This window comes from Methanolobus sp., from assembly GCF_016278365.1.
GTDB lineage: Archaea > Halobacteriota > Methanosarcinia > Methanosarcinales > Methanosarcinaceae > Methanolobus.
The window spans coordinates 47,747-70,708 of sequence record NZ_JADQBZ010000018.1 but is presented as its reverse complement, the minus strand read 5'-3'; the positions used below and the strand labels follow the sequence as shown (position 1 = coordinate 70,708).

Here is a 22,962-nt window from a genome sequence, read left to right as displayed (position 1 = left end):
TCCATAATAGTTTGCTATTCTATAATATTTACTAAGTGAGAAGTTCACGCTGAATATTTTTCCCGGACAGATCAATTTCAATAGATTTAAATAGCATGATATGTTAGAATATTGATAAGAAACATAGGAAAGTAGGACAGAGTTATGCTAACAAGTACAATAACCTCAACGAGTGCAGTATCTTCTGCAGCCGGGGCCATATCAATGACCACAGGCATAGGATTACCAGAATATGGCGTACTGGCAGTGATAGCTCTTATCGCATTGCTCTCAGCAAAGGAGATACTTTCAGCATCTGAAAAGTGGACCAGGGACCTGAGCGATTCCCTTAATATGGGAATTGGACCTTTACTTGTTGCGTTTGTAGCAATAGTCGTGTTCAAGGTCACAGATATCATTTATGCATGAAGGCGAGAATATCTCTCTCCTCAGCGTTGAAAACAAATGCTTTTTTTGAAGGGTGCTGTTCCAATCAAAGGAACGTGCTATCTTTAACCTGTTATATACCTATGTTCTGCTGAACCGCCACTGACCTGGAGACTGGGGTAATACCTTCAGGTTCTCAAAACAAACCAAGTCCGGGTCCAAGGTGGGGAATGATACCGAACAGGAACACGTTTGTCAGACCGTGGATCATCGTTACCAGATAAAGACTTCTGGTCCGGACATATAGGTATCCGATCACAAGACCTGCACTTGCGGTCATGAGAACCTCATATATCGTACCATAGCCGGAGTGCATGACACCGAAAAGTGCACTTGCTATCAATAGTGCCGGCCATATCCCAAATGTTCGTTCCAGTCTTGTTTGCAGAATGTATCTGAATATGACCTCTTCGATAAGTCCTACAAAAAAGATCATAACTATGGATAACTGCAGCAGGCTCATAAATGAAAGATCCGGTATGAGGGAGCCGGCTTTAATAATAGCGTATTCCCCTTCTGCAATTGCAAGTGCTACAATAACTGCTATAAGAGAATATTTGACCCGGTCCTTCTTCATTTCATCACTTAATCGAAATGAGAATTGGAAATCCTGTGCTTTCAGAACAATATATATTGGAATGACAAGCGGGGTATAGATGAATATGAAGATGTACAGGGTCGTTTCAAAGAAAACGGGCATTGATATGTTCAAAAGCCTCAGAGCTGATAAAAGCATCAGGGACTGGAAGGCCATTGTGATCTCCCTGTTATGCAAATAAATGGAAGCAAAGGGCAAACATAGAATAATGCCGACATGCATCCAGATGGAAATATAATCCTGACCCATCAGTAACAAAAGTTCTGCAAGCATGATCAAAAACACAGGCACCAGTATAATTTTTGCATCATGCGTCAAATGCCCTGAGATCTTTGAAATGCTCATGTTTTTGAACCCAACTTTGACTTAAAATTAACAGGATGTTCTTAGTCTTATCGCACTCAACAAAGAAGACAGACATAATTAAGAACTTATGATACTAAGTCCCAATGAGAATATATGCTTTACCATCAAAATTCCCGGTCAGACCTAACAGAAGTGCTTTGAAAAGATAGCAGAACTAGATATAGCAGAATTAGATATAATATTCCGCCAATGCAATTAGGAAAAGAAGGAAGAAATATGGATATACCCGATGGAGTTGCCTGGTTCTTAATAGTTGCAGTGATGTTCACATGAGGTTTCAGAAATGTCAGAGAAGCATTTAATGGAAAGTCTTAAGTCTCTGCTCAAAGAGCAAAAACTTGCAGTACTTGCAAGTCTTCATGAGGATGAGCCTTACACCAACCTTGTGGGATTTGTAGCCACTGACGATCTTAAATACATATTTTTTGTAACCCCTGTAGCTACCAGGAAATATTCTTACCTCATAACTTCCGGGAAAGCGTCCATGATGATCGATAACAGGTCCAATGACGAGAGCGACTTCAAGGATGCTATGGCTGTTAATGCTACCGGGAAAGTCATGGAGGCTGAGAAAACAGATGAACTTAAAGACTTATATCTGGAAAAACACCCATATCTCCAGGATTTCCTGCTCTCTCCCTCATCCGCCCTGATGAGAATGGAGGTCAAAAGCTATATAGTTGCAAGCCGATTCCAGAATGTTGTGAAGATAGATATGTAATGTAATAAGCAGGATGGAAAATTGAGAGAAAGAGCTTAACTTCTATTAAAAAAGGGAGATCAGACTCCCTTTGAGCTCATGAGCTTAATGAAGTCTGTGGATTCCATCACTACACTGGTCTCTATATAGCAAATATCAGACCATGGCAGGTTGAATTCGGCAAATGCTTTGGCATCTTCGGTTTCGTAGAGCATGAAATACCTTCCACCGGAGATATCCACCCATTGGTTCTTGATGCTGACTCCCGCTGGCGGCCTCAGTTTCTTAAAATGTTCAATGATCTTGTCACTGTTCTCGGGTTCCCACGTGCTTGTACTAAAGAATAACATTTTACTCCTCCTGATCCTATTTCCTGCAAGCAGAGCACGAAATTCGCTTTCTGCGCTCTGCCCTGTATATATACAGAACTGAAGACTATATAATATATTGTATGAATGTTGAAGAGCACAACATGATTCAAAATATTAAATGATTATGGAACTAGCCAACTTCTCTTAGAAACAACCTGTTTGTTATTTTGATCACTTATGAGTAGCAGCAAAATATATTGTATAGACTGCTGTAAATTGAATATATATAAATTTTAAACAAATTCTTGAATAAAGATGTCAATATATAGAAATATATATTATAATTATTTGGGGAGTGGATTATATATGTAAATGTACTAACCTAAATTACCTACAAAAATTAAACGAAAATATGTGGAGAGGTAGAAATGAAAATGACAAAAATGTTAATGTTGTTAATTATAACAACAGCTATACTTCTGGCGGGCTGTACAGAACAGCCTCAGGAAACAGATGTCAATGAGACAGATATTGATGAAACAGATGTTGACGAAACAGCTGCTAATGAAACTGAAGAGATGAATATTGTAGAAGTTGCTGCAAGTGCAGGTTCATTCGAAACCCTGGTGCAGGCTGTTCAGGCAGCAGGACTGGCCGAGACCTTAAGCAGTGAAGGACCGTTCACTGTGTTTGCACCAACAGATGAAGCATTTGCCGCATTGCCTGAGGGAACCCTTGATGCACTGCTGGCAGACGAAGAAGCACTTAGAGCTGTACTCACATATCACGTGGTAGCCGGAGAGTATATGGCTAGCGATATCCTTGAGATGGAATCACTGACAACAGTACAGGGAGAAGAAATCACCATCCTTGTAGCTGACGGAAATGTTATGGTGAACAACGCCACTGTGACACAGACAGACATTGAAGCCAGCAATGGTGTAATTCATGTCATAGACCAGGTAATGTTACCACCATCAATGACCTGAGGGATGTCAACACCCAGCCCAGAGAGGGACTGGGATTCCTATTTTAATCCCTTTTGAAGACTTAATATGTCTTCTCTTTTCTGTTTTTACCCTGAAGTTGAATAATCGGATAGCAGATCTAGTTCTGGGAGTGGTCAGGATTTACAGTTGGAAAGGTAAAATGACCTCACACCCTGAACATCTGCCTGGAAGACTCGATCACATCACCCATCTGTGCGAATGGGATACCCATGACCATCTCATCTTTAGCGATCCCGCCCAGGACACGGCTTCCGGTGCAGCCAAGGCTCACATTCACCTTATCCTGCAGGTATGGCTGGGCCACGCTCTCCACGCACACGCTCTGCAAAGCAGCAAAACTCGCATGGAGCCTTCCGCCAAAGCGATAAAGCACCGCCTGGGAAAGTTTCATAATCTTATCAGGCCCTGCCACGATGACAACCACATCCGGAACAAGAGGCGCTTTCTCAAGAGCAGAGTACACGACAGCCTTCACAGACCCGGCAGGCATCAGGGGCATCTCATCGATAGCACTCTTCGCCGCCTCAAGGGAACCAAAGCATCCAAACGAATAATAGAACTCACCCGATGAGATCTCACTACACCTTCCGCCCATCCCCAGTGAGGACGCCCCAATATTACACTCCTGGTCCTCCACAAGAGCATAGAATGCCTCCTTCTCTTTCCTGGCGCGGTCCACCATCCCGCAGTGCCGCAATTCACCCTTGATCCGGGGTATGCCAGCAGGAATGTCCTCATCAGGCCCGATAAAAGTCACTGCAACAGGAGATGTATCCAGCTTCAGGATATCTTTCAGCTGCTCTCCCATCTCACGTATCTCTTCAATATCCATTGATGATCCTTCCTATAGTTTCAGAACAATGCCATAGATAAAAAGAAAAACATGTACTTGAGATTGTCCATAGGATGAACACTGCCAGAAATTCATCAGGCGTATAACTGCACATTCTCCTTGATGCCATATGAGGAAGGTGTTACGAAGTCAGCAATAGTAGCTGCACCTGATTCAGGTGTCATAACAATGTTCACTGTGGTCCTTGGAAGAAGGTTCAGTTGTGAAGACACAAGAGTTCCACCTGTATCCAGGGATCCTATATTAGTATAACTGGCAGATGTCGATGATGTAGTAGCAATATATACTATGATCAAGTCACCCGTATTCATCACAGGGTGAGCCTGTGAGAAAGAGTTATCCTCGTCACGTATCTGGTCTACGGTATAGAACATGGATGGATTTCCGGTGCCTCTAAGTAAGTTCTTCAGATTGTTCTCGGCACTATACGAGTCAAAAGAAGCCATCTTTCCATACCTTCCATCATTACCTGCGTAAACGAGGTTATGTGCCATCGTACCGTCAGTTATTGATATAACTACCTGGTTAACATCAACAGAAGAACTACCTACATTAAGAGCTATCTGGAGTTTGAGCAGGTCAATAGTCTCGGAGAGGTCCGTGCCGGTTTTTGCACGCACTCCTTCGATGTTCTTGATCATCAGGTTGGAGGACACTTCCTGAGTCGACTGCTTACCTTCCCACATATCCAGAGGCAGGAAAGATACACGAGTGATTATCCAGCCTACTTCGGAGTTCTGGAGTTTGAAATAGACAGGGATGGAAAATTGACTTTTCTCCCTCCCGGAAATATCAAAACTGGCGACCAGGCATTCGGTCTTTACAAGCGCAAGGTTATCAGACATCTCTGTTGAAGTAATATTTATCTCCTTGATACCTCCTGCCTGGATGTCTTTGTTCTTGAACAGCATAGTGATAGTTGCAGGTGCAAGGAAATCACTACCCTGATACATGGTAAAAGCCCGGCCCGGATCATCTTCATTGACAGCATTCAAGAAGTTCACGACCACAGCTTCTACTGCTCTCTCCTGTGATGGAAGCGGGCTTACATTATAATGATCAAGGACACCCGCAATACCCAGCTCTGTAACCGGATCATCAGCAATTATCGAAAAGATGATAAAAGCTACTATTAGGACCAGGGCAACCGAGCTAAGCTTCATCCGGTATTTTCCGGAAGGATCAGAGCCTTTCTCAGTCTTTTCAGCTACAGCCCATTCTTTCAGTCTTCTTGTTTCGAGGGTCTTCCTTTGCTCCTCCCTTTTCCTCAAACGCTCCAGTTCTTCCAGTTTGCGCCTCTGGCGCTCTTCTTCCTGTTTCCATACATCGTCTTCATTCTCATCAGCGTGCCAGGCAACATTATCAGCGATATTCACCATAATGGCCGGGGACTCGGCATTGCTCTTCTGCAGGGCACCATTCTGGAAACTCAGTGATGGGGGACCCTGCTCAGCTAATGAGCTGCTTTGTTTCACAGCAGAGTTCATGATACTTACGACATTGTCATCCCTGATGACACCACCTTGCCTTGCTGAGCCTGCAGTACCCACAAAATACTGGAGTTTGGAAACGATCTCATCGAGAAGATCCTGCGTCCCGACAGTACTTGAGGAAACAGCCCTCAACATCACCTGGGTCAGGGCAGCGCTCTTTCTTATCAGGACGGTCAGCAGGTAATAAGCACCCTCACCTGTGGACTCACCTGACAGGTACACTATCCTGCCACCTTCCACAGGACGTTCTCCTACCTTACACATGCAACTGGCGCATGTCTGAAGCAAAAATAGCAGAACCTGGTCAACATATACACCTTCAAAATTCAGACCGGCCTCTGCTACGTTCTTCCCGGAAGAGAGATCAATGAAATCATCCATTGACATTGGTCTTGCGCATAAGAAAGGACATATGCAATGTATATACCCGGGCTCCATAGTGAGAACCTGCTCCTCCCACCTGTGGTTGCGGTAAGTGATAGTAGCCTCAACAAGTTCCTTGTGCATACATTCCAGAGGTTTTAGACGAAATTTGACAACACGTCCAACAGCAGGCGGAATACTGTCAAAGCTTTGGATCCTGTTACCTTGTAGTTTCAACAAGGCTTCGTTATGAGCAAGTATAACCTGTACATCATTAATGACAAAATCGGTATTGTTGGTGATCCGGATAGTGAACAGAATACTGTTATCAGGAAGGATCTCGTATCCCCGACGTACTTCAATTCCCATTAGTCGATCACAAAAGAAGATTTATTTACTAATATAAATATACTTTGAGTTTATCTTTTTCTATTTGATGGATAAGTGGAGATTTTACTCTCCAGAGATCGGTAAGATTTAAGAGCAGGGATCAGGCACATGACAAATTATCCCGGAAACGCATACATGAAACATATACATGGAGCACATACATGGAACACATACTGGAAAAATCCCACCTGATAACAGGTCATGAAGACTACTGCATCCTTGTATGGGAAATTGATATGTGCCATATCTTCTGAAGATTCAGCTCTGCAAACTTATATTATATATTAAGAGCTTACTGGTGTTGATATTATGTCGTTTCCAGTTGTATGGGTATATTGGCTCTTCAGTCTGACCGCTGTTACGTATATATCAGCCTTCATCATCAACAGGTATAGGGAGTATGGTTTTACTGCATTGGTGGCATTCTATACGGTCTATCTTACTGCTTCCCAGATAGTAGCGACCAGGCTAATAGAGTTTGACCTTGGGTTCTATACTTTCTTTGCACCAGCCGCTGTGTTCCTGTATCCTTTCCTCTCACAGGCTCTTGATATGATAAACGAGGTATACGGCGAAAAAAAGGCTCACACTGCCATCATAATAGTTTTCGTTACGCAGGTACTTTTCGTTACATTCATTGTTATGACTAACAGCCTTGCTCCTGCTCCTTTTTTTGCATATGAGGATGCCTGGCAGGGGATATTCGCACAGGGCATAAGAATAATCATTGCATCCTGGCTCTCTTTCCTTGTATTCCAGAATCTCGATGCGTATGTCTTTGCCTGGATGAAAAGGAAATACCCAAAACAGGTATTCCTGAGGAGTGCATCAAGCGACGTATTAAGTCTCACCCTTGACAGCCTGGTATTCGTAGTGTTGGCGTTCTACGGGGTTGCTCCGCTTGTTCCGCTTATCATAGGGCAGATAGTAGCTAAGAATCTGATAGGCTTACTTGACACACCCTGGTTCCTATGGTATAAAAGATATCTTGAAAATAACACGCTTCCAGACAATTAATCTCCGGAAGAACTCAAGCCAAATAAAAGAATTTAAATATATATTAATTACATCTTGTTTACTAACATATATGTTTGTAGGTAGGATCAAAATATAAGGGCATCTCTTTTACCAGATGCTATGGAGGGTTCCTATGAACGATGAAGTGATCGGTATTGTTCCAAATATGAAAAAAAGTAAAATGCTGGGTATGTCTTACGACATGTTCACACTTGTTGCAACCCCTGATACGACCATATTTGCCAAGGTAACAAATGAATTGATGAAGCAGGTTGTCCAGGAGTCCCGTGACCAGGCAAAAGCTGAAGGAAAAGGCTTTTTTGGACAGTGGGGCGCACAGATGAAGGGATCTTTCAACTATGCTGAAAGGTATGCCGGGATGAACGCACAAGAAGTTCTGGCGGAAAGTCCGGCGAATTACTCTGTCCAAAACGCTGGTATTAACTCCATAAAGATAAAAAAGAAGGTCAGCTACGACGACAATGATAGTTCTTCCATTACATGGGAAATCAATATCCTGTCCGGTTCAGATAAGCTGAAATTCAAGACCGACTTTGATCCAAAGGATACTTTGCAGAAGATATACGGCAACCGGGTGAAGTGACGGAACTTATATTCACAGATGGGCGCCTGCTTGTCAATACAATAATGACCTCCAGGCACCTTATCTTTGATTATCCCACAACTTTATAGAACAAAATTGCTATAAAGCGATATAAAGTTAATAAAGCGATATTAAGTAAGATGGAAGGTGACAAAATGACCGGAGAAGACCCTGCTAAGAAAAAACATGAGTGGATGAATAAATTAAAAGAGGAAGGAAAGCTAAAGGCAAACCCTACCGAAGATCATGCAATTGGTCTCAGGACCCTGCAAAATCCGACACGCCGTAAGATCCTGAAAGCTCTGAACGGCAGCTCTCTTAGCATAGAAGAGATCGGTGACAAACTCAACCTTAGCAGATCAGAGTCAAAGTTCCATCTGGACATGCTGGAAAATGCACTGTATATTGACAAAGTAAAGGATTCGGAACCGGCGATGTATCAGCTGTCACCAAGAGGGGAAGGTTTTCTTGCGAATGTAGAGGAGGCAAAGTAAACTCGCAGGAATAAGAGATCCGGCAAAGATTACCATTACAAATAGCACATTTCATAAAGACTAAGCAAGGAAACCCATTCCCTTTAGGGGATGGGAGGAATTGCGTCACTCCATTTTACTTCCATAAGTAGTGTTCGTCTGGCTGTCAATAATATAAGTTCTTTGCATTTAGCTGAACGATGAATGATTTCTCCTGATAGTGTCCTGAGATCAAAGTATCCTGATTTCCTTCTGCCGAATATGAAACATTTGATATTATTGTAGAGTACTTTGTCAAATAATCTGAATCCCTCAACTATATAAGGAGCTTGGTTTAGTTTTCGTATGCCATTTTTTGATGGATTTGTCTTATGGATCTGCCTGTTATGCTTACGCATTTGCTTTTGCAGGAAATAATAAGGAAGTCTTTCTGCCCGAATGTTCCCTGCGATGCAGAATGCATCAGTTCGATGTGATTTCGGCAGGTTGTTCTGTATCCTGGTATTCTTGGTAATGTATCCGAAGGTATTTCTTACATCCTGATACTTTGCTTTGAGTTCCTTAAGCAAATAGTTCCTCATTATACCCATGAATGTCTGATGCTTGAATCCATTGATCTTCTGTAGGTTCAGGGTTATCTTTCCTTTATGGTATTGGTCATGACATGTTTCACATAAGGTTAACAGGTTATCTGGTCTGTTTCCTCCTGTTTTTCTTGATTCAATGTGATGGACATTAAGTATATGATCTTTTGATTTTCCCTTACAATGTTGGCAAGTATGATCATCTCTGAACAGTACATATTCTCTGACATTCCAGAATCCAAGCTGTTCTCCTTCCTGGTATTCGATTCCTGAAATATCCGGGTTCCTGATCTTCTGAATATCAAAAGAAGCAGTCTCAACAACAATGGCTGTTATTGGCAGTATCTTATGAATGTTCTCGATCACTTTTAGATGAGCATCAATCCTGTTCCTTATAGTCGGAGCTATCCACCCTGGTTTCTTTGATTTCGTTCTGTTATTGAATCTGGGCTGTCTGTATCTTGTTTTCCTATTTCTTCGAGTCTTCCTTAATTCTCTTTTTGTTGATATCAGTTCTGTTACATCTGTTCTTAGCTGTACTTCCGATGAGAAAAGTTCTTTGTTCTCAGTCGTTGCAGAAAGACCAATGAATTTGCTTCCAGCATCCACTCCCAGAACAACGGGTTGTGTATATCCACTGCTACCGTAAAGTAGCTGTAGTGTAAAAGGCTCCCGCTTTACAACTTTAGCCTTTCCTGCTTTCAGCAGTTTCCTTGCTTTCCCTGGCGAACAGGACATTAATGGTCTTCCATGTTTGTTAATTATGTAGACTAACATTCTGTCTATCTCCGTTTAGGAGTTGTAATCCTTCGCCAATGTTATCCTGGCTTGTTAAGCATGCAACACTGTTCCTACCCATCAGAACTGTTTAATCACATACAACAGAGCTACAGACTAGGATTTACATCCGTAGGTGTTATGACCGGGATAACGTAGTTCTTGTTCTTTACAAACAATTACTGAGGCTAGTCAACCTGAACTTGTCTTCACAAGCCCATTCCCTTTAGGGGATGGGTAGTTGACTGATGATCACCAGATCTGCCCGAAGGCGGCTTTTTTGTAGCGAGGATTAATTGTTGTGCCAAGTGATATAATGGTTTTGAAATATCTTTTTATATTTCCTCTCACATGAGTAATATGATGGAGATTTGAGAGGACAGATAGATCTTAATATACGCCAATAGAAACATGTAAAATGGAGAATTCTAAATGAAGATATGCGTAACAGCCTTATCGGCCAGTCTGGATTCACCGGTGGATCCCCATTTTGGAAGGTGTTTGTACTTTGTCATTGTAGATGCTGATTCTATGGAATTTGATAGTGTCAGGAATACAACAACTTCTGCTTCCAGTGGCGCAGGCGTCCAGGCAGCTAATCTTATCATAACCAGGGATATAGATGCACTCATTACAGGGAGTGTTGGAGCTAAAGCCTTTTCAATGCTCACAGCAAAGAATATAGATGTTTTACCCTTCATTGAAGGTACTGTTGCAGATGCGATACAGGCTTACAAGGATAACATTCTTAAGAAACTTGAAACTTCAAATTCACCTGGAGCACACAAACCGGGACAACAGAACCGCATACACTGGAAATAACCATTTCCACGAATTGATCGCAGGAGAAGTCAGTTTAGATATGTATATGCGATTCCCTGAGCACTACTTGCTGCAGGAAACACAAATGCGGGTTGGGGTGAACTATCCGAATCACTTCTTATACGTAAGTTTAAGAGCTCCCTGTACAGACGATTCGGACCTCATTATTTTTCCATTGCGGGTATAGAATAATGTGCCTCCACGAGTGCCTATTACAGTATTCTTAGGAATCTCGTCGGTCCCAATGCAGTTCTCATTATACCATTGTGAAGTTTTATCCGTTGGTAAGTGCTGATCCATTATTTCATCAGAAGAGAGAGAAGAGACCAGGCAAATATTACTCAATCGTTTCTCATGCATCCGGTTTTGCTTCTCTGCAACTCTTTTTTCCATTTCTGTGGCCATGTGTATATATATGGTATTTATACTACTTCAATGTGTGCAAGGTTGGAAGGTTCGGGGAAAAAGACTGAACCACCAAGTTTACAGAGAACACAAAGAGTTAACATCGTAAGAAGGAGACACAAGAGATTCTCTGTAAACCCTGTGTGCCCTGTGTGCTCTGTGTGGCTGACCTTGTGAGATATGCATCCCATGAGCATTTCTGCAAACCAACATAGCAAAAATTTAAAATAACTACCGGAACCACATAATCTTCTATTTGCATCAACCAGGAGTGTGCTGTCTGATATGGTGCCCGGAAAGAGTGTCCTAAAAGCATATATTGACCTTACAAGAGCACACTTCTTTTTTGTCTGGCCGCTCTTATTCTGTTCAGGACTGATGCTCGCCTTTGAGGAAATTGGAGGATTTTCATGGCAGCTGACACTCAAAGCTGCACTCATCGGGCTTATGGGATTTGAAGCCGGCCTTGTGCTCAATGATTATGTGGACAGGAAAAAAGACAGGCTTGATGTAGAGTTTGACAGGCTCACAAGGTATTGGAGGCCGTTTGGAAGCAGGCCGATCCCATCCGGACAGATAGACCAGAAAAATGCTCTTCTGCTATTCACCCTGCTGGTCATACTTACAACTTTATTGATACTGACACTTCCATATCCCAATTCTATTTATGTGCTGGTCCTGATGGGATACTCCTACTGTGCAGAATATTTTTATCAGGTAAAGAAAAGGGATCAAAGGTATCCCATTGCTCAGCTGGCAGGCAGGACGGACCTGGCCCTCTTTCCAGTTGCAGGATATCTCTGCTATGGCAGCCCGGACAGCACTGCACTCCTGTATTTCATTTTCCTGTATCCGTGGGCCCTGGCACATCTGGGTGTAAACGATCTTGCAGACATACTGAACGACAAAGCAAGAAAGATGAACTCGGTGACCGTGTTATACGGACTTAAGGGCACAGCATACTGGATACTGGGTTTCACCATCTTCCATATTCTTATAGCAACGCAGTTCATGGAAAGACTTGGAACCATCGCTTTCTATGGGTTCATACTGGCCTTGATGCTGCTCATTGCAGCAAATCTCCTCATTCTTAAAGGAAAAAGTCCTGAAGCCGGACAGAAGGCTCTCCCTCTGTTCCATGCCAGCTTGCTGATATATGCATTGTCTATCACTATTGACTATTTTGTAGGATAACCGGCCTCATAACCGGCCTCATAACCGGCATTCCAGCCCAACGTCAATGATCAGAAGTGGATGAACGCAGGCCCATCAGCTTCCCGGCCATGTGACCCCAAAGCCTTCCGCCAGGTTCTCCAAGACATCTATGAACGGGAAATACTGCAGGAACTCAGGAGCCTGTGCAGAAGGATAAGTCCACGCTATCCATATGACCGCCACCAGGACCAGCACCTCACAAGCGAACAAAAACCAGGCTGCAATGTCTGATTTCATATAGCTCGCCATCACATCCAGGCCTGTCATGATAAATATCACCGGCCACATTTCAAGTATAGCCCACCAGAATCCAGTGGGCAGCATATTGAAATTACCGGCCAGGAGCAGGACGCCGGCTGCGATGAGCACCAGGCCGTCCATGATGCCGTTGCGGTGTTTCATAAGCTCACCTGCGGCGTCGAAGTATTATCCATATGCCGACAAGCACAATAAGTAACGGCCACATGATCCCCCAGTTGAACCACCAGAACAGGCCCAGCCTGGATAGCAGAAAGAAAGTACCCAGCAGAATAAGTCCGATTCCAAGCCAGACTGCCGGATCAACTGTATCTTTTTTCGGTTCCACTTCCCCTGATGACTGCTCACCTATCAAGACCACCCCTTCATCTTCCGGGACCGGTCCATTATCTTCGGGATCTACCCGGAGTACCTTTTTCGTTTTCTCTTCTTCAGGGACGATTATTGCCATGAGTATGTATACCCATATCACGAGCCCGTCAGTTGCAAAAGCAGCAATGACAAAGATTAGCCTTACAAGGGTCGGGTCCGTATCGAAATATTTTCCGATACCTCCCGCCACCCCTGCAAGCATACGGTCATCCCTGCTGCGTGTTAACCTTTGCTTGTTCTCCATAGCATGAACTCCTTATGTTACTCTTATCTTTTGACCTGTTGGCCTCAATTATTAAAATAATAATAGATGATACTATTTAAGAGCAGGGTTGCAGGGATGGGATAAAACCGGCGATGCATCAGCTATCCCGCTGCTTTGCCAGAACCGGGAAAACAAAGAGCTATATCAGCCACTTGCCAGGCGCTCCTCACATCAAAAGAGTAAAAAAGATATGAAGCTCGTTGAGCTTCATGAATTGTCACTTACTCTTGCTTTCTCTGGAATATGAATGCAAGACCAAGGATTGCTGCAACTGGCAATGCAATTGTCGGGAATTCGGGGATCTCAGTGGTTTCAGGACAGTTGTAACCGTATTTATAGATAGTCACATGACCATTGTGACAATTTGCCACATTAATATTCTTTATCTTGATAGTGTGCACAGTATTTTCCAGGTCTGTGATCTTCAATGACCTTATTTTCTGTGCATTGATGTCCTGTGTCAGACCAACATCAGCCCACGTATCACCGCTCCATACTTCGTTCCCGTCCACGTAGACCTTCGCCCATCCATCATTACTGTCACTGGCGAACACGATGCAGAAGCATTCGGTCGGGTTTTGTGTGGTTATCTGCATGTAACCATCCTCATCGAGCACGGCAAGTCTTCCGTCTACATCCGTCCACGTACTGCCTGAGACTAAACTGCTGAAATATGAATCGTACTGGCCTATGACATTGTCATTGCCATATCTCCATATATCAAGACTACACTCAACGTCCTCGATAAGCTCTACATTTGCATATGGTGCAGTTACTGCTGATGCTGTTCCAATTACCATCAATGTTGCAAGCAACACTAAAAATATCTGTTTCAAATATACGTATTTCATACCATACCTCCAACATTACAGATATTTGCTCAGTGTTTTTGAATGTATATAAACTTTATTAACAAATGTAAAAAGTTATAATAATCATCATTATCATTTGGTATTCTAATAATGCTATTGAGGAATTCTCTGTGAACCCAATATTCTATGGCCAAAATAGAGGTTTTGTACAGGCAAAAAAAGAAGGACAGCGGTTTCAGGATCACTGCCCGGGTAAACAAATAAAAACAAGTGAATACTGCCCGGCAAATTATTTTCAAATACCCAATACCCTGCGCTTGTCCTCGATGTGTTCCATCATCATATCAACAGCTTTCACACTGTCAGTTTCTACGTTGAGGAGACCTCCTGTTATGTCTTTGCAATCATGGGTGAGCAACTTTACCAGGTCCGGACCACCTGTGACCGTCGGGACCGGGTTCACATGCGTATGAAGTCCCAGGGCCAGGGCAAAGACAGCATCTATGGTAGCCTTCTGCTCCATATATTCAGGCGCTGTCGCTACCACCGGCAGGTCAGGAATCGCAACCCCGCCAAGACCCTCAGAAACCGCAGCAAGCAGGTCTGCCAGTCTCCCGGTGTCGGTACATGTCCCGTAGCTCAGTACAGGCGGGATTCCCAGAGCCTCGCAGACAGACCGAAGCCCCGGACCTGCAAGATCTTTGGCTTCAGGACTGCAAAGTCCCCCCACCTGCATGGCACCGTTACCGCATCCCATAGAGAGTACAAGTACATCCCGTTTAATGAGTTCCTTTGCAATATCGATGCTATGGTTATCCTGTCCCGTATCCCGCAAAGTGGTACAGGATACAAGACCCGCTACCCCGCGCAGCGTTCCCGCCTTGATGGCGTCCAGAAGCGGATCAAGTTTCCCGCCAAGCGCATCCACTATGCTCTCAGTAGAAAATCCCACGACAGCTTCACTGAAAGGTTGTCCTGTTATCGGCACTACGGTCGACCTTCTCTCCTTGAAATTGTCGATTCCCATCTGAAGCAGCTGTGCCGCCTGCTCACTTGCTTTTTCGGGTACGTATTCAATGCGGTCTGTGACTCCTTCAAATGATATCAGGTCACTTACCGGGATGAGCTTGAACCTGTACTTTTCGGCATAGACAGGATCTATCGGCATGGAACAGTTCATATCCGACACAAAGACATCCACACAACCACTTGCCATAACTGCTTCCTGCATTATCCAGTTCCCGGTGAAACCATACAATACCTCATCCATATCCCACCTCTGGATCATTTCCTGGCCGGTCTCTATATTTGCAATGATCCGGAGACCCTTTGCACCCATGCTCTTTGCCTTTTCCTGCCACTCTGCCTGTCTTGCAAGCTGGACCATAGCAAATCCAAGGAAAGGTTCATGGCCGTTGGGCAGTACGTTTACATAGTCCGGGTCCAGCACCCCCAGGTCCACACGCATATTATGCGGCCTGGGTATCCCGAAGATCATGTCCTGACAGTATTCATTGACGATCTGACTCTGGTATGCCATGGCTATTCCAAGCTTCATTGCCTTTAAGGCCAGGCTGACGTAATTCCCATCCACGTTTGTCAGGCAGGAGCTTGTGGCCCTTAATATCTCGGTGTGGATGCCACCGGGGAAAATGCCAAGCTTCTTCCATAATTGCTGGCGTTCTTGCGGGGCAAGCAGTTCAACTATCCTGCTCGGTTGCCCATATTCCCTGTTAAAGTCCTCTTCCACAAGACCACAAAGCCTTAAAGCAACCTCATTTACCGGACCGGAACTATCAATCCCAAGCCTGCCCGCAAAGCTTCTCAGCTTATCTTCCTCGACTATCTTAAACGGTGTCTCGCCCCTGGCAGTGGCTCTCAAGGTCTTGATGGTCTGAGCAGTATGGTATTGGTAGGTAGAGGCCCCCATAACATTTCGCAGAAGCATCATGCGCATTGCCATGCCATCGGCCGTTATCCCGCACACTCCTCTCTTGTCCTTTACTGCATTGGCACGGCAGGGACCATTGGAACAGAGGTCACAACGCATCCCGCCCTGACAGAAGCTACATCTCCGGTCAGGATCACCGCCCATCCCCTGTGCCTCATACCGGTCCCAGATATTTGTCATGCCGTCATCTTTTATTCTCTTGTAGGCTGTACGCACTGACTCATGATACGATATCCTATTTTCTTCCACAAGCATCCCTCACTGAAAATATGCTCTTTATTTTAAAATAAGGCTTGAGACTTAAATACCCATTGAGATGCTCGCTATTTTAAGAAAAATGATCATTGACACTTTTTCAGAATGAGTCAAAAATAAAATTAGATGGGAAATAAATACTTGAAGTATTTCTTATGACTTCAGTCTGGCTATAACCAAGCACCTACACCAGTACTTCTCTCGCGCTGGGAGGGAAATCACATTTTTCTGAAGCACTACAGCAATTCATGCATTCTGATACCAGTATCCTGTACTTTCCACAGTAGTCCCCTCCTCCTGCAACAGTACATGTGAAAGCCGCACTGCTGGCATATTCACACTCGTGGTAGAATTTACACATCATTATATCCCTCTGAATAATACACAATACCAATAATATATTTCACAGTATTATATTAATAATTATTGCTTTATCCGGAATAGGATACTACCAGGACCGATATCCCTTGATCTGGAGACCAGTTGACAACCGTAACCAGCAAAAGATATTCACTGGCGGTAAAAGACTATTTAGTAAAGGAAAGACATACTCTACTAATACGCTTTTATCTTCCAGTCCCAATGTAAAACCCCTTGATCATGTATCCCCATATAAGATGGGATTGAACACATAATAAAGACTGCGGTTCACAATGAATGTATGGAGAAACGCCTATGAGAACGATCATTACCCTGACAATGAACCCTGCCATCGACAAGAGCACAAGCACTGAACATGTGATACCTGAACACAAGCTTTACTGCAAACCCGCTCAGTATGAGCCTGGCGGAGGTGGTGTCAATGTATCCCGGGCTATCAAGAAATTGGGAGGAGAATCGCTGCTTGTCTACCCGTCGGGAGGGATGGCCGGACAGATGCTTAATACGCTCCTGGAGCAGGAAGGAGTTGAACTGCGTCCCTTGCCCATTAAAGGAATGACCAGGGAGAACCTTATAGTGCTGGAAGGATCTACCGGGCAGCAGTACCGCTTCGGGATGCCTGGTCCGCAGCTGCAGGCAGATGAATGGGAGCGATGCCTGCGGGAGCTGTCCTCTGCCAGCCCGACACCGGATTACCTTATAACCAGCGGGAGTCTTCCAATGGGCGTACCGTCTGACCTCTATGCCCGTGTGGCACGCATCGGGAAAGATATCGGGGCAAAGGTAATTGTTGATGCATCCGGTGAAGCTCTTGAGAAAGCGCTGCAGGAAGGTGTCTATCTCATCAAGCCCAATATACGGGAGTTCCAGAAACTGGCAGGCCAGGATGTTATGGAAGAGCCACAGATACTGGAAGAAGCAAAGAGGATAATAAAGGCTGGCATGTGTGAGGTAATAGTCATCTCTCTGGGCGCTGCCGGTGCCCTGCTGGTCTCAGAAGAAATTGTTGAGCGCATGGTCCCGCCTACAGTACCCATCAGCAGTAAAGTGGGAGCCGGTGACAGCATGGTCGCAGGCATTGCCTTAGGCCTCTCAAGAGGCAAAACACTGCGTCAGGCTGTGCTGTACGGATTGGCCGCAGGTTCTGCAGCTGTAATGACACCGGGAACAGAACTCTGCCGGAAAGAGGACACCGAGCGCCTCTACGCAAAAATGATATAAATGCTCAGCCACTTACAAACAGTACGATCAGGAGACTAATATGCAGGAATTGCTCATTGAAAGACGTTCCATCGCCTATTTCTCAATGGAGATAGGCATCGAGGAAAGGATCCACACCTACAGTGGCGGCCTTGGAGTACTCGCCGGCGACACTATTCGCTCGGCAGCCGACCTCAAAGTGCCCATGATAGCAGTCACTTTACTCTACCGAAAAGGTTACTTCCGCCAGCGTCTGGGAGATGACGGATGGCAGCATGAAGAACCTGCACCATGGAATGTGGAAGAGTTTATGCAGGAAATGCCTTCAAGGGTCCAGGTGACCGTGCATGGGAGAATAGTGCATTTGCGGGCCTGGAAATACGAGGTTAAAGGAGTAACCGGTTTTAATGTGCCTGTGATCTTCCTTGATGCGGACATGCCTGAGAATTCCCAATGGGACCGGACACTGACCCATCATCTCTACGGCGGAGACGATTACTACCGTCTCTGCCAGGAACTCATCCTCGGTGTAGGAGGCATCAGAATGCTCAGGGAACTTGGCTACAGGAGCATCCGGAGTTTCCATATGAATGAAGGGCATGCTGCACTCCTGACACTGGAACTGCTCGACGAAGAAGCACGAATTGCTGGCAGGAAACAGCTTATAGCAGAAGACCGCAATGCTGTGCAGAGGAAATGCGTGTTCACGACCCATACTATAGTACCCGCCGGTCATGATCGTTTTCCCCGGGAAATGGCACAGATGGTCATTGGCCAGCGAGACGACTTTTTTGCACTTGACGGAGTACTGCATAACGGCAATACCCTTAACATGACCCGTCTGGCCCTTAACCTGAGCCGTTATGTCAATGGCGTTGCCAAAATGCACGGAGAAGCTTCCAGACAACTGTTTGCAGGATATACCATAAACTCCATCACCAACGGTGTTCACGCTGCAACCTGGGTGTCTGAACCTTTCAGGCAATTGTTCGACCAGTATATCCCGATGTGGCAACGGGATAATTTCAGCCTTCGCTACGCACTCAACATCCCAAAGGACAAAGTATGGGACGCCCATTTGCAAGCCAAGAAAAAACTGATCGACTTTGTCAACACGCAGACCGGTGCAGAACTTGATGAGAATGTGCTGACAATAGGCTTTGCCAGAAGGGCTGCAACCTACAAGCGCGGAGATCTGCTGTTCCAGGACATTGAACATCTTAAAAATATATCTACCCATACAGGAAATATCCAGATAATCTATGCAGGTAAAGCGCACCCTAAGGATCAGGGAGGCAAGGAGCTCATCCAACGCATTTTCCAGGCAAAGCAGGCACTTGGCAATGAGATTAAGTTGGTATACCTTGAGAACTACAACATGACCCTGGGGGCAATGATGACAGCGGGGGTCGACATCTGGCTTAACACACCCGAGCCTCCTATGGAAGCTTCCGGTACAAGCGGGATGAAAGCTGCCCTTAACGGTGTCCCCAACCTGAGCGTGCCTGATGGATGGTGGATAGAAGGACACATAGAAGGACTGACCGGCTGGTCTATCGGCAATGGGATCCCGGAAAATGCCGAGGACCGCAACCACTCAAAGGATGCAGACTCACTCTATGACAAGCTGGAAAATATAGTCATTCCCCTCTACTACCAGGATCGCGGGCGTTTCATTGACATGATGCGGTATTCCATTGCCATAAACGGCTCATTCTTCAATACCCACAGGATGATGCAGGAGTATGTGCTCAATGCATATTTCTCCTGCTAAGTGGAACTCAGAACGGGAACTTCGCGTAAGAGGCACTACGAATTGATGTGATAGTTGAAGAGGCACTGAAGCTACCATATACAGATATTATATAACTATAAATTCTATTTTAGAATAGGGATTAGTCTGAAAGATCAGCCTTATCCCATTAATTTGTATGATCTTGATCATTAGCAAGAACAAGATTAAAATAAATTATAATGATCGGGGGTAATTGGTGTATGAAAAGTAATCTATTCGATCTTACTGGCAAGGTTGCAATTGTGACCGGTGCCTCTAGCGGATTGGGGATCCAGTTTGCTAAAGCATTAGCTAATGCCGGAGCAAATATTACTATTGCAGCAAGAAGAATCGAGAAATTAGAAGTGCTTAAGGAAGAGCTGGAGAAAATTGGCGCAAAGTGTCTCGCAGTAAAGTGCGATGTTTTGATAGAAAATGATGTCATAAATGTTGTCGAGCGTACAGTTGAGGAATTCGGGAAACTGGACATTCTGGTAAACAATGCAGGAACGTCTTCTTTTGCACCGGCGGAAAATATGACTGGAGAAGAATGGGATAAAGTGCTTGATACAAATCTCAGAGGTGTGTTCTTCTTCGCAAAACACGCTGCCAGAAAGATGAAAGAACGCAATTATGGCAGGATAATCAACATAGCTTCAATGTATGGTGTGATTGGAAATACACAATACCCGGTCTCTTCTTATCATGCGTCAAAAGGAGGAGAGGTCAACCTTACAAGAGCACTGGCAGGCGAGTGGGCACAATACGGAATTACTGTGAATGCTATAGGACCTGGATTCTTTGAGTCTGAAATGACGGAAGATCTCATCTCCGACGATGAATTTCAGAATTTCATTCGATCAAGATGCCCTATGAAACGAATTGGCAGACCGGGTGAGATGGATGGTTTGCTGATATATCTTGCGTCGGACAATTCCAGTTATTTGACGGGCGAGCATATCTGTGTTGATGGTGGATGGGCTGCTGTATGATTTCAAATTAAAGTTTTCCCATCAAGCTAATTTCAGGAACCATCTTTTTTATTCTCTTTTTAATCCATAGGCTCGTACCTGAAGCCAAATCCCAGGTCCTTCAAAGCCAGCAGAGCCATCAGCATTACGCAGAAGATGAAGAACACGGACACAAAGCATGCAAAATTATAGTAGAAGAAATTCACGTCTGACAGGTTCACATTCATGAAGACAAAGATGCTGAGGGGCTCATTATAAATAGGGTAAAGATATGTCAGGCCGCCATCGGCCACATCATCTAGCAGCAGATGGGAAAGGAAAGCCGCCTCTGCAAAGATGCCAATAGATGTTGCCCTGGATATGTTCCTGTAAATAAGATAGCCAAACATTACGGCAAGAGCAAAAGCCACAATTCCAAAAAAAAGCGAGTGCGTAGGTACCGGACCGATCATGGTGTGTTTGAGGTTGCCATGCAGGAAATAGTTCCACACAGCAGGTACATCAGGGAAAAGAGAGCCTATGCCCCCTACAATAAACAGCGTTCCAAGATGCCCGGTGTCCCTGAGACTGATCTCCCTCCTGAAAGATGAAGTGAGAACTGCAAACACACCCACAAGAGATATGCAGAATACAAAGAACATCAGGTGGAATATTGGATAGGGCATGGTATAAATATATAAAGATGACATATATAAATCTGATGTTATCAAGGCGTTAATATTAGTCTTTCCGGAGTTTACGGCACCTGCAGAAGTACAGGGAATATACACTGCAAACTTTCAAAACAAACATATTAGGAACTAGCATTATTATACAATAAAATAATTATTTATATATGAAGTGATTATTTTATCAGCGTGAAGCAAGAAGACCCCCGGTTTTAACCTCCATTAAATCTTCGATTTGATGGGAGTTCCATTTCTATGAAATGGAACAGGTGGATGAATTGCGTCCCAAACAAAAAAAAGCATATATCCCATGCAAACATGTGCATAATTAACTAATTCTCAAGTAAGTAGTTTGAATGAAAAAGGGTAATGTATATCGAATCTATCCAAACAGAGAACAAAGCGCTTTGTTAGAGCAACATTTTGGAGCTGCTCGATTCGTATACAATCGTTCTCTTTCAATCAAGAATCTGATGTATGGAAAGTTCAAAGTAAACGTTACGGAGATAGATCTTAATAACCATCTTATTTCCCTCAAGGAAACGTTTACCTGGTTAAAAGATATTAATTCTCAATCATTGCAACAAGCCAACCGGAATTTGTTGACGGGATTCAAGAACTTCTTTGAAGGAAATGGTTCCTATCCAACCTGGAAAAGTAAGAAAGACAACCATTTCTCATTTCAGATCCCTCAAAACTATCAGATCAACCTGACTTCCTCTCAAATATATTTCCCAAAAATAGGTTGGATAAAGATAATTCTTCATCGGGATTTTCTGAGCAAGGAATTCATTGAGAATAACCTTGTGACAAAGGAAGTTAACGGAGAAATTATCCTTGATCAGAAATTAAACAAGGAATTCAAGGTTCTCAAGACAGTAACAGTTTCCAGGACATCGGCTGGAAGATATCACGTAAGTATTCTGATCGAAGACCACGCACCTTATCCTGAACCTGAATTATTTACGGAGGAAACAACCGTTGGAATTGATGTTGGCATCAAGACCTTTGCTGTTCTCTCAACAGGAGAAGAAATTGAAAATCCTAAGTTCCTGAAAAGGTCACTGAAGAAACTCGTCAAATTACAGAGGAGTGTATCCAGAAAACCGAAAGGTTCAAAGAATAGGAAAAAAGCTGTTGCCAGACTTGCAAAACATCATCAGTTGATAGCTAACCAGAGATACGATTTCCAGCATAAGGTCTCAGCAATGATAATTCGCGAAAGTCAAGCCATTGCGATAGAAGACCTGAATGTAAAAGGAATGGTTAGGAATCATTGTTTAGCTCAAAGCATCAGTGATGTTGGTTGGTCTGGATTTGTGGACAAGTTGATCTACAAGGCAGAATGGTTTGGCAAAACTATCCTGAAGATAGGTCGGTTTGATGCATCCTCTAAATTGTGTAATGTCTGTGGATACAAGTTCAAGGAATTAACTCTTGATATCAGGGAATGGAAATGTCCAGCATGTAAAACATTGCATGACAGAGACATCAATGCATCTATCAACAGCAAGAAAATAGCATTGAGTAACTTAAACACCGCAGGAACTGTGGGAAGAGCCTATGGACTCACTGGCACAAGTCAGGGGAACGAAGTAGGAAGCCACCGGTTTTAACCGGTGGTAGTTCACGTAAACTATTACGCAAT

25 protein-coding genes are annotated in these 22,962 nt (G+C 44.1%); 13 read left to right on the top strand and 12 right to left on the bottom strand.

Translation table 11 applies throughout. The features are described from left to right. Window positions 1-144: 144 nt before the first annotated feature. Window positions 145-408 carry a hypothetical protein gene (locus QZZ22_RS13960; protein WP_292466011.1) on the top strand — a complete coding sequence of 88 codons (264 nt, stop codon included), beginning with the start codon at window positions 145-147 and terminating at the stop codon, window positions 406-408. Window positions 409-562: 154 nt separating this feature from the next. On the opposite strand, the gene QZZ22_RS13955 is transcribed toward QZZ22_RS13960, so the two are convergent. Then, complete coding sequence (locus tag QZZ22_RS13955) at window positions 563-1,369, bottom strand: CPBP family intramembrane glutamic endopeptidase (RefSeq protein ID WP_292466010.1); 807 nt, start codon at window positions 1,367-1,369, stop codon at window positions 563-565. Window positions 1,370-1,673: 304 nt separating this feature from the next. Here QZZ22_RS13955 and QZZ22_RS13950 point away from each other — a divergent pair, with 304 nt between their 5' ends. Then, window positions 1,674-2,111 carry a pyridoxamine 5'-phosphate oxidase family protein gene (locus tag QZZ22_RS13950; RefSeq protein WP_292466009.1) on the top strand — a complete coding sequence of 146 codons (438 nt, stop codon included), beginning with the start codon at window positions 1,674-1,676 and terminating at the stop codon, window positions 2,109-2,111. 59 nt (window positions 2,112-2,170) lie between these two features. Here QZZ22_RS13950 and QZZ22_RS13945 read toward each other — a convergent pair whose 3' ends face one another. Then, window positions 2,171-2,440 carry a DUF3303 family protein gene (locus QZZ22_RS13945; protein ID WP_292466008.1) on the bottom strand — a complete coding sequence of 90 codons (270 nt, stop codon included), beginning with the start codon at window positions 2,438-2,440 and terminating at the stop codon, window positions 2,171-2,173. A gap of 389 nt (window positions 2,441-2,829) precedes the next feature. Here QZZ22_RS13945 and QZZ22_RS13940 point away from each other — a divergent pair, with 389 nt between their 5' ends. After that, complete coding sequence (locus QZZ22_RS13940) at window positions 2,830-3,390, top strand: fasciclin domain-containing protein (protein ID WP_292466007.1); 561 nt, start codon at window positions 2,830-2,832, stop codon at window positions 3,388-3,390. Between the two features lie 166 nt (window positions 3,391-3,556). On the opposite strand, the gene QZZ22_RS13935 is transcribed toward QZZ22_RS13940, so the two are convergent. Both QZZ22_RS13935 and QZZ22_RS13930 read right to left on the bottom strand, forming a co-directional pair. Beyond that, complete coding sequence (locus QZZ22_RS13935; RefSeq protein ID WP_292466006.1) at window positions 3,557-4,243, bottom strand: DUF169 domain-containing protein; 687 nt, start codon at window positions 4,241-4,243, stop codon at window positions 3,557-3,559. Window positions 4,244-4,338: 95 nt separating this feature from the next. Next, window positions 4,339-6,489, bottom strand: a complete 2,151-nt coding sequence (locus tag QZZ22_RS13930) for a hypothetical protein (protein WP_292466005.1) — start codon at window positions 6,487-6,489, stop codon at window positions 4,339-4,341. A 330-nt stretch (window positions 6,490-6,819) separates the two neighbouring features. Between QZZ22_RS13930 and QZZ22_RS13925 the strand changes: the two genes are divergently transcribed. The 3 genes from QZZ22_RS13925 to QZZ22_RS13915 all read left to right on the top strand — a co-directional run bounded on the left by QZZ22_RS13925 (window position 6,820) and on the right by QZZ22_RS13915 (window position 8,625). Further along, on the top strand, window positions 6,820-7,527 hold the full coding sequence (locus QZZ22_RS13925) for a queuosine precursor transporter (protein WP_292466004.1): 708 nt from the start codon (window positions 6,820-6,822) through the stop codon (window positions 7,525-7,527). A gap of 133 nt (window positions 7,528-7,660) precedes the next feature. Then, window positions 7,661-8,131 carry a hypothetical protein gene (locus QZZ22_RS13920; protein ID WP_292466003.1) on the top strand — a complete coding sequence of 157 codons (471 nt, stop codon included), beginning with the start codon at window positions 7,661-7,663 and terminating at the stop codon, window positions 8,129-8,131. A 140-nt stretch (window positions 8,132-8,271) separates the two neighbouring features. Beyond that, window positions 8,272-8,625, top strand: coding sequence for a winged helix-turn-helix domain-containing protein (locus QZZ22_RS13915; protein WP_292466002.1), 354 nt, complete (start codon window positions 8,272-8,274; stop codon window positions 8,623-8,625). 83 nt (window positions 8,626-8,708) lie between these two features. Here QZZ22_RS13915 and iscB read toward each other — a convergent pair whose 3' ends face one another. Continuing rightward, window positions 8,709-9,965 (bottom strand): RNA-guided endonuclease IscB, encoded by a 1,257-nt coding sequence (gene iscB, locus QZZ22_RS13910; protein ID WP_292466001.1) that lies wholly within the window; start codon window positions 9,963-9,965, stop codon window positions 8,709-8,711. A 432-nt stretch (window positions 9,966-10,397) separates the two neighbouring features. On the opposite strand from iscB, the gene QZZ22_RS13905 reads away from it, so the two are divergent. Continuing rightward, window positions 10,398-10,787 (top strand): NifB/NifX family molybdenum-iron cluster-binding protein, encoded by a 390-nt coding sequence (locus QZZ22_RS13905; protein WP_292465999.1) that lies wholly within the window; start codon window positions 10,398-10,400, stop codon window positions 10,785-10,787. Between the two features lie 111 nt (window positions 10,788-10,898). Here the strand turns inward: QZZ22_RS13905 and QZZ22_RS13900 are convergent, their stop codons facing one another. Continuing rightward, window positions 10,899-11,192 (bottom strand): hypothetical protein, encoded by a 294-nt coding sequence (locus tag QZZ22_RS13900; protein ID WP_292465998.1) that lies wholly within the window; start codon window positions 11,190-11,192, stop codon window positions 10,899-10,901. Window positions 11,193-11,465: 273 nt separating this feature from the next. Here QZZ22_RS13900 and QZZ22_RS13895 point away from each other — a divergent pair, with 273 nt between their 5' ends. Next, window positions 11,466-12,386, top strand: coding sequence for a UbiA family prenyltransferase (locus tag QZZ22_RS13895; protein WP_292465995.1), 921 nt, complete (start codon window positions 11,466-11,468; stop codon window positions 12,384-12,386). 75 nt (window positions 12,387-12,461) lie between these two features. Here the strand turns inward: QZZ22_RS13895 and QZZ22_RS13890 are convergent, their stop codons facing one another. Continuing rightward, window positions 12,462-12,809: a DUF5668 domain-containing protein gene (locus QZZ22_RS13890; protein ID WP_292465993.1), complete on the bottom strand. Its 348-nt coding sequence runs from the start codon at window positions 12,807-12,809 to the stop codon at window positions 12,462-12,464. 4 nt (window positions 12,810-12,813) lie between these two features. Next, window positions 12,814-13,281: a PspC domain-containing protein gene (locus tag QZZ22_RS13885; protein ID WP_292465991.1), complete on the bottom strand. Its 468-nt coding sequence runs from the start codon at window positions 13,279-13,281 to the stop codon at window positions 12,814-12,816. Between the two features lie 88 nt (window positions 13,282-13,369). On the opposite strand from QZZ22_RS13885, the gene QZZ22_RS13880 reads away from it, so the two are divergent. Beyond that, the gene (locus QZZ22_RS13880) at window positions 13,370-13,549 is read left to right on the top strand and encodes a hypothetical protein (RefSeq protein WP_292465989.1); all 180 of its coding nucleotides are present in this window, start codon (window positions 13,370-13,372) and stop codon (window positions 13,547-13,549) included. On the opposite strand, the gene QZZ22_RS13875 is transcribed toward QZZ22_RS13880, so the two are convergent. The 3 genes from QZZ22_RS13875 to QZZ22_RS13865 form a co-directional block, all read right to left on the bottom strand. Next, complete coding sequence (locus QZZ22_RS13875; RefSeq protein WP_292465988.1) at window positions 13,524-14,153, bottom strand: PEF-CTERM sorting domain-containing protein; 630 nt, start codon at window positions 14,151-14,153, stop codon at window positions 13,524-13,526. The genes QZZ22_RS13880 and QZZ22_RS13875 overlap by 26 nt on opposite strands. 256 nt (window positions 14,154-14,409) lie before the next feature. After that, on the bottom strand, window positions 14,410-16,314 hold the full coding sequence (cooS, locus tag QZZ22_RS13870) for an anaerobic carbon-monoxide dehydrogenase catalytic subunit (RefSeq protein WP_292465986.1): 1,905 nt from the start codon (window positions 16,312-16,314) through the stop codon (window positions 14,410-14,412). A 190-nt stretch (window positions 16,315-16,504) separates the two neighbouring features. Beyond that, window positions 16,505-16,684: a hypothetical protein gene (locus tag QZZ22_RS13865; protein WP_292465983.1), complete on the bottom strand. Its 180-nt coding sequence runs from the start codon at window positions 16,682-16,684 to the stop codon at window positions 16,505-16,507. Between the two features lie 311 nt (window positions 16,685-16,995). Between QZZ22_RS13865 and QZZ22_RS13860 the strand changes: the two genes are divergently transcribed. The 3 genes from QZZ22_RS13860 to QZZ22_RS13850 all read left to right on the top strand — a co-directional run bounded on the left by QZZ22_RS13860 (window position 16,996) and on the right by QZZ22_RS13850 (window position 20,667). Continuing rightward, the gene (locus QZZ22_RS13860; RefSeq protein ID WP_292465980.1) at window positions 16,996-17,922 is read left to right on the top strand and encodes a 1-phosphofructokinase family hexose kinase; all 927 of its coding nucleotides are present in this window, start codon (window positions 16,996-16,998) and stop codon (window positions 17,920-17,922) included. A gap of 40 nt (window positions 17,923-17,962) precedes the next feature. Further along, window positions 17,963-19,675, top strand: a complete 1,713-nt coding sequence (glgP, locus tag QZZ22_RS13855; RefSeq protein ID WP_292465978.1) for an alpha-glucan family phosphorylase — start codon at window positions 17,963-17,965, stop codon at window positions 19,673-19,675. A 221-nt stretch (window positions 19,676-19,896) separates the two neighbouring features. Further along, on the top strand, window positions 19,897-20,667 hold the full coding sequence (locus tag QZZ22_RS13850; RefSeq protein WP_292465975.1) for a glucose 1-dehydrogenase: 771 nt from the start codon (window positions 19,897-19,899) through the stop codon (window positions 20,665-20,667). Window positions 20,668-20,726: 59 nt separating this feature from the next. Here QZZ22_RS13850 and QZZ22_RS13845 read toward each other — a convergent pair whose 3' ends face one another. Further along, window positions 20,727-21,311, bottom strand: coding sequence for a metal-dependent hydrolase (locus QZZ22_RS13845; RefSeq protein ID WP_292465973.1), 585 nt, complete (start codon window positions 21,309-21,311; stop codon window positions 20,727-20,729). Between the two features lie 359 nt (window positions 21,312-21,670). On the opposite strand from QZZ22_RS13845, the gene QZZ22_RS13840 reads away from it, so the two are divergent. Next, entirely contained in the window at window positions 21,671-22,930 is a 1,260-nt protein-coding gene (locus tag QZZ22_RS13840) for an RNA-guided endonuclease TnpB family protein (RefSeq protein WP_292465970.1), read from the top strand. Window positions 22,931-22,962: the final 32 nt, after the last annotated feature.

Bases quoted from the DNA above. Each gene is read 5' to 3' on its own strand.
- QZZ22_RS13960 (WP_292466011.1), top strand. From the start codon at position 145: ATGCTAACAAGTACAATAACCTCAACGAGTGCAGTATCTTCTGCAGCC.
- QZZ22_RS13955 (WP_292466010.1), bottom strand. From the start codon at position 1,369: ATGAGCATTTCAAAGATCTCAGGGCATTTGACGCATGATGCAAAAATT.
- QZZ22_RS13950 (WP_292466009.1), top strand. From the start codon at position 1,674: ATGTCAGAGAAGCATTTAATGGAAAGTCTTAAGTCTCTGCTCAAAGAG.
- QZZ22_RS13945 (WP_292466008.1), bottom strand. From the start codon at position 2,440: ATGTTATTCTTTAGTACAAGCACGTGGGAACCCGAGAACAGTGACAAG.
- QZZ22_RS13940 (WP_292466007.1), top strand. From the start codon at position 2,830: ATGAAAATGACAAAAATGTTAATGTTGTTAATTATAACAACAGCTATA.
- QZZ22_RS13935 (WP_292466006.1), bottom strand. From the start codon at position 4,243: ATGGATATTGAAGAGATACGTGAGATGGGAGAGCAGCTGAAAGATATC.
- QZZ22_RS13930 (WP_292466005.1), bottom strand. From the start codon at position 6,489: ATGGGAATTGAAGTACGTCGGGGATACGAGATCCTTCCTGATAACAGT.
- QZZ22_RS13925 (WP_292466004.1), top strand. From the start codon at position 6,820: ATGTCGTTTCCAGTTGTATGGGTATATTGGCTCTTCAGTCTGACCGCT.
- QZZ22_RS13920 (WP_292466003.1), top strand. From the start codon at position 7,661: ATGAACGATGAAGTGATCGGTATTGTTCCAAATATGAAAAAAAGTAAA.
- QZZ22_RS13915 (WP_292466002.1), top strand. From the start codon at position 8,272: ATGGAAGGTGACAAAATGACCGGAGAAGACCCTGCTAAGAAAAAACAT.
- iscB (WP_292466001.1), bottom strand. From the start codon at position 9,965: ATGTTAGTCTACATAATTAACAAACATGGAAGACCATTAATGTCCTGT.
- QZZ22_RS13905 (WP_292465999.1), top strand. From the start codon at position 10,398: ATGAAGATATGCGTAACAGCCTTATCGGCCAGTCTGGATTCACCGGTG.
- QZZ22_RS13900 (WP_292465998.1), bottom strand. From the start codon at position 11,192: ATGGCCACAGAAATGGAAAAAAGAGTTGCAGAGAAGCAAAACCGGATG.
- QZZ22_RS13890 (WP_292465993.1), bottom strand. From the start codon at position 12,809: ATGAAACACCGCAACGGCATCATGGACGGCCTGGTGCTCATCGCAGCC.
- QZZ22_RS13885 (WP_292465991.1), bottom strand. From the start codon at position 13,281: ATGGAGAACAAGCAAAGGTTAACACGCAGCAGGGATGACCGTATGCTT.
- QZZ22_RS13875 (WP_292465988.1), bottom strand. From the start codon at position 14,153: ATGAAATACGTATATTTGAAACAGATATTTTTAGTGTTGCTTGCAACA.
- QZZ22_RS13865 (WP_292465983.1), bottom strand. From the start codon at position 16,684: ATGATGTGTAAATTCTACCACGAGTGTGAATATGCCAGCAGTGCGGCT.
- QZZ22_RS13860 (WP_292465980.1), top strand. From the start codon at position 16,996: ATGAGAACGATCATTACCCTGACAATGAACCCTGCCATCGACAAGAGC.
- glgP (WP_292465978.1), top strand. From the start codon at position 17,963: ATGCAGGAATTGCTCATTGAAAGACGTTCCATCGCCTATTTCTCAATG.
- QZZ22_RS13850 (WP_292465975.1), top strand. From the start codon at position 19,897: ATGAAAAGTAATCTATTCGATCTTACTGGCAAGGTTGCAATTGTGACC.
- QZZ22_RS13845 (WP_292465973.1), bottom strand. From the start codon at position 21,311: ATGCCCTATCCAATATTCCACCTGATGTTCTTTGTATTCTGCATATCT.
- QZZ22_RS13840 (WP_292465970.1), top strand. From the start codon at position 21,671: ATGAAAAAGGGTAATGTATATCGAATCTATCCAAACAGAGAACAAAGC.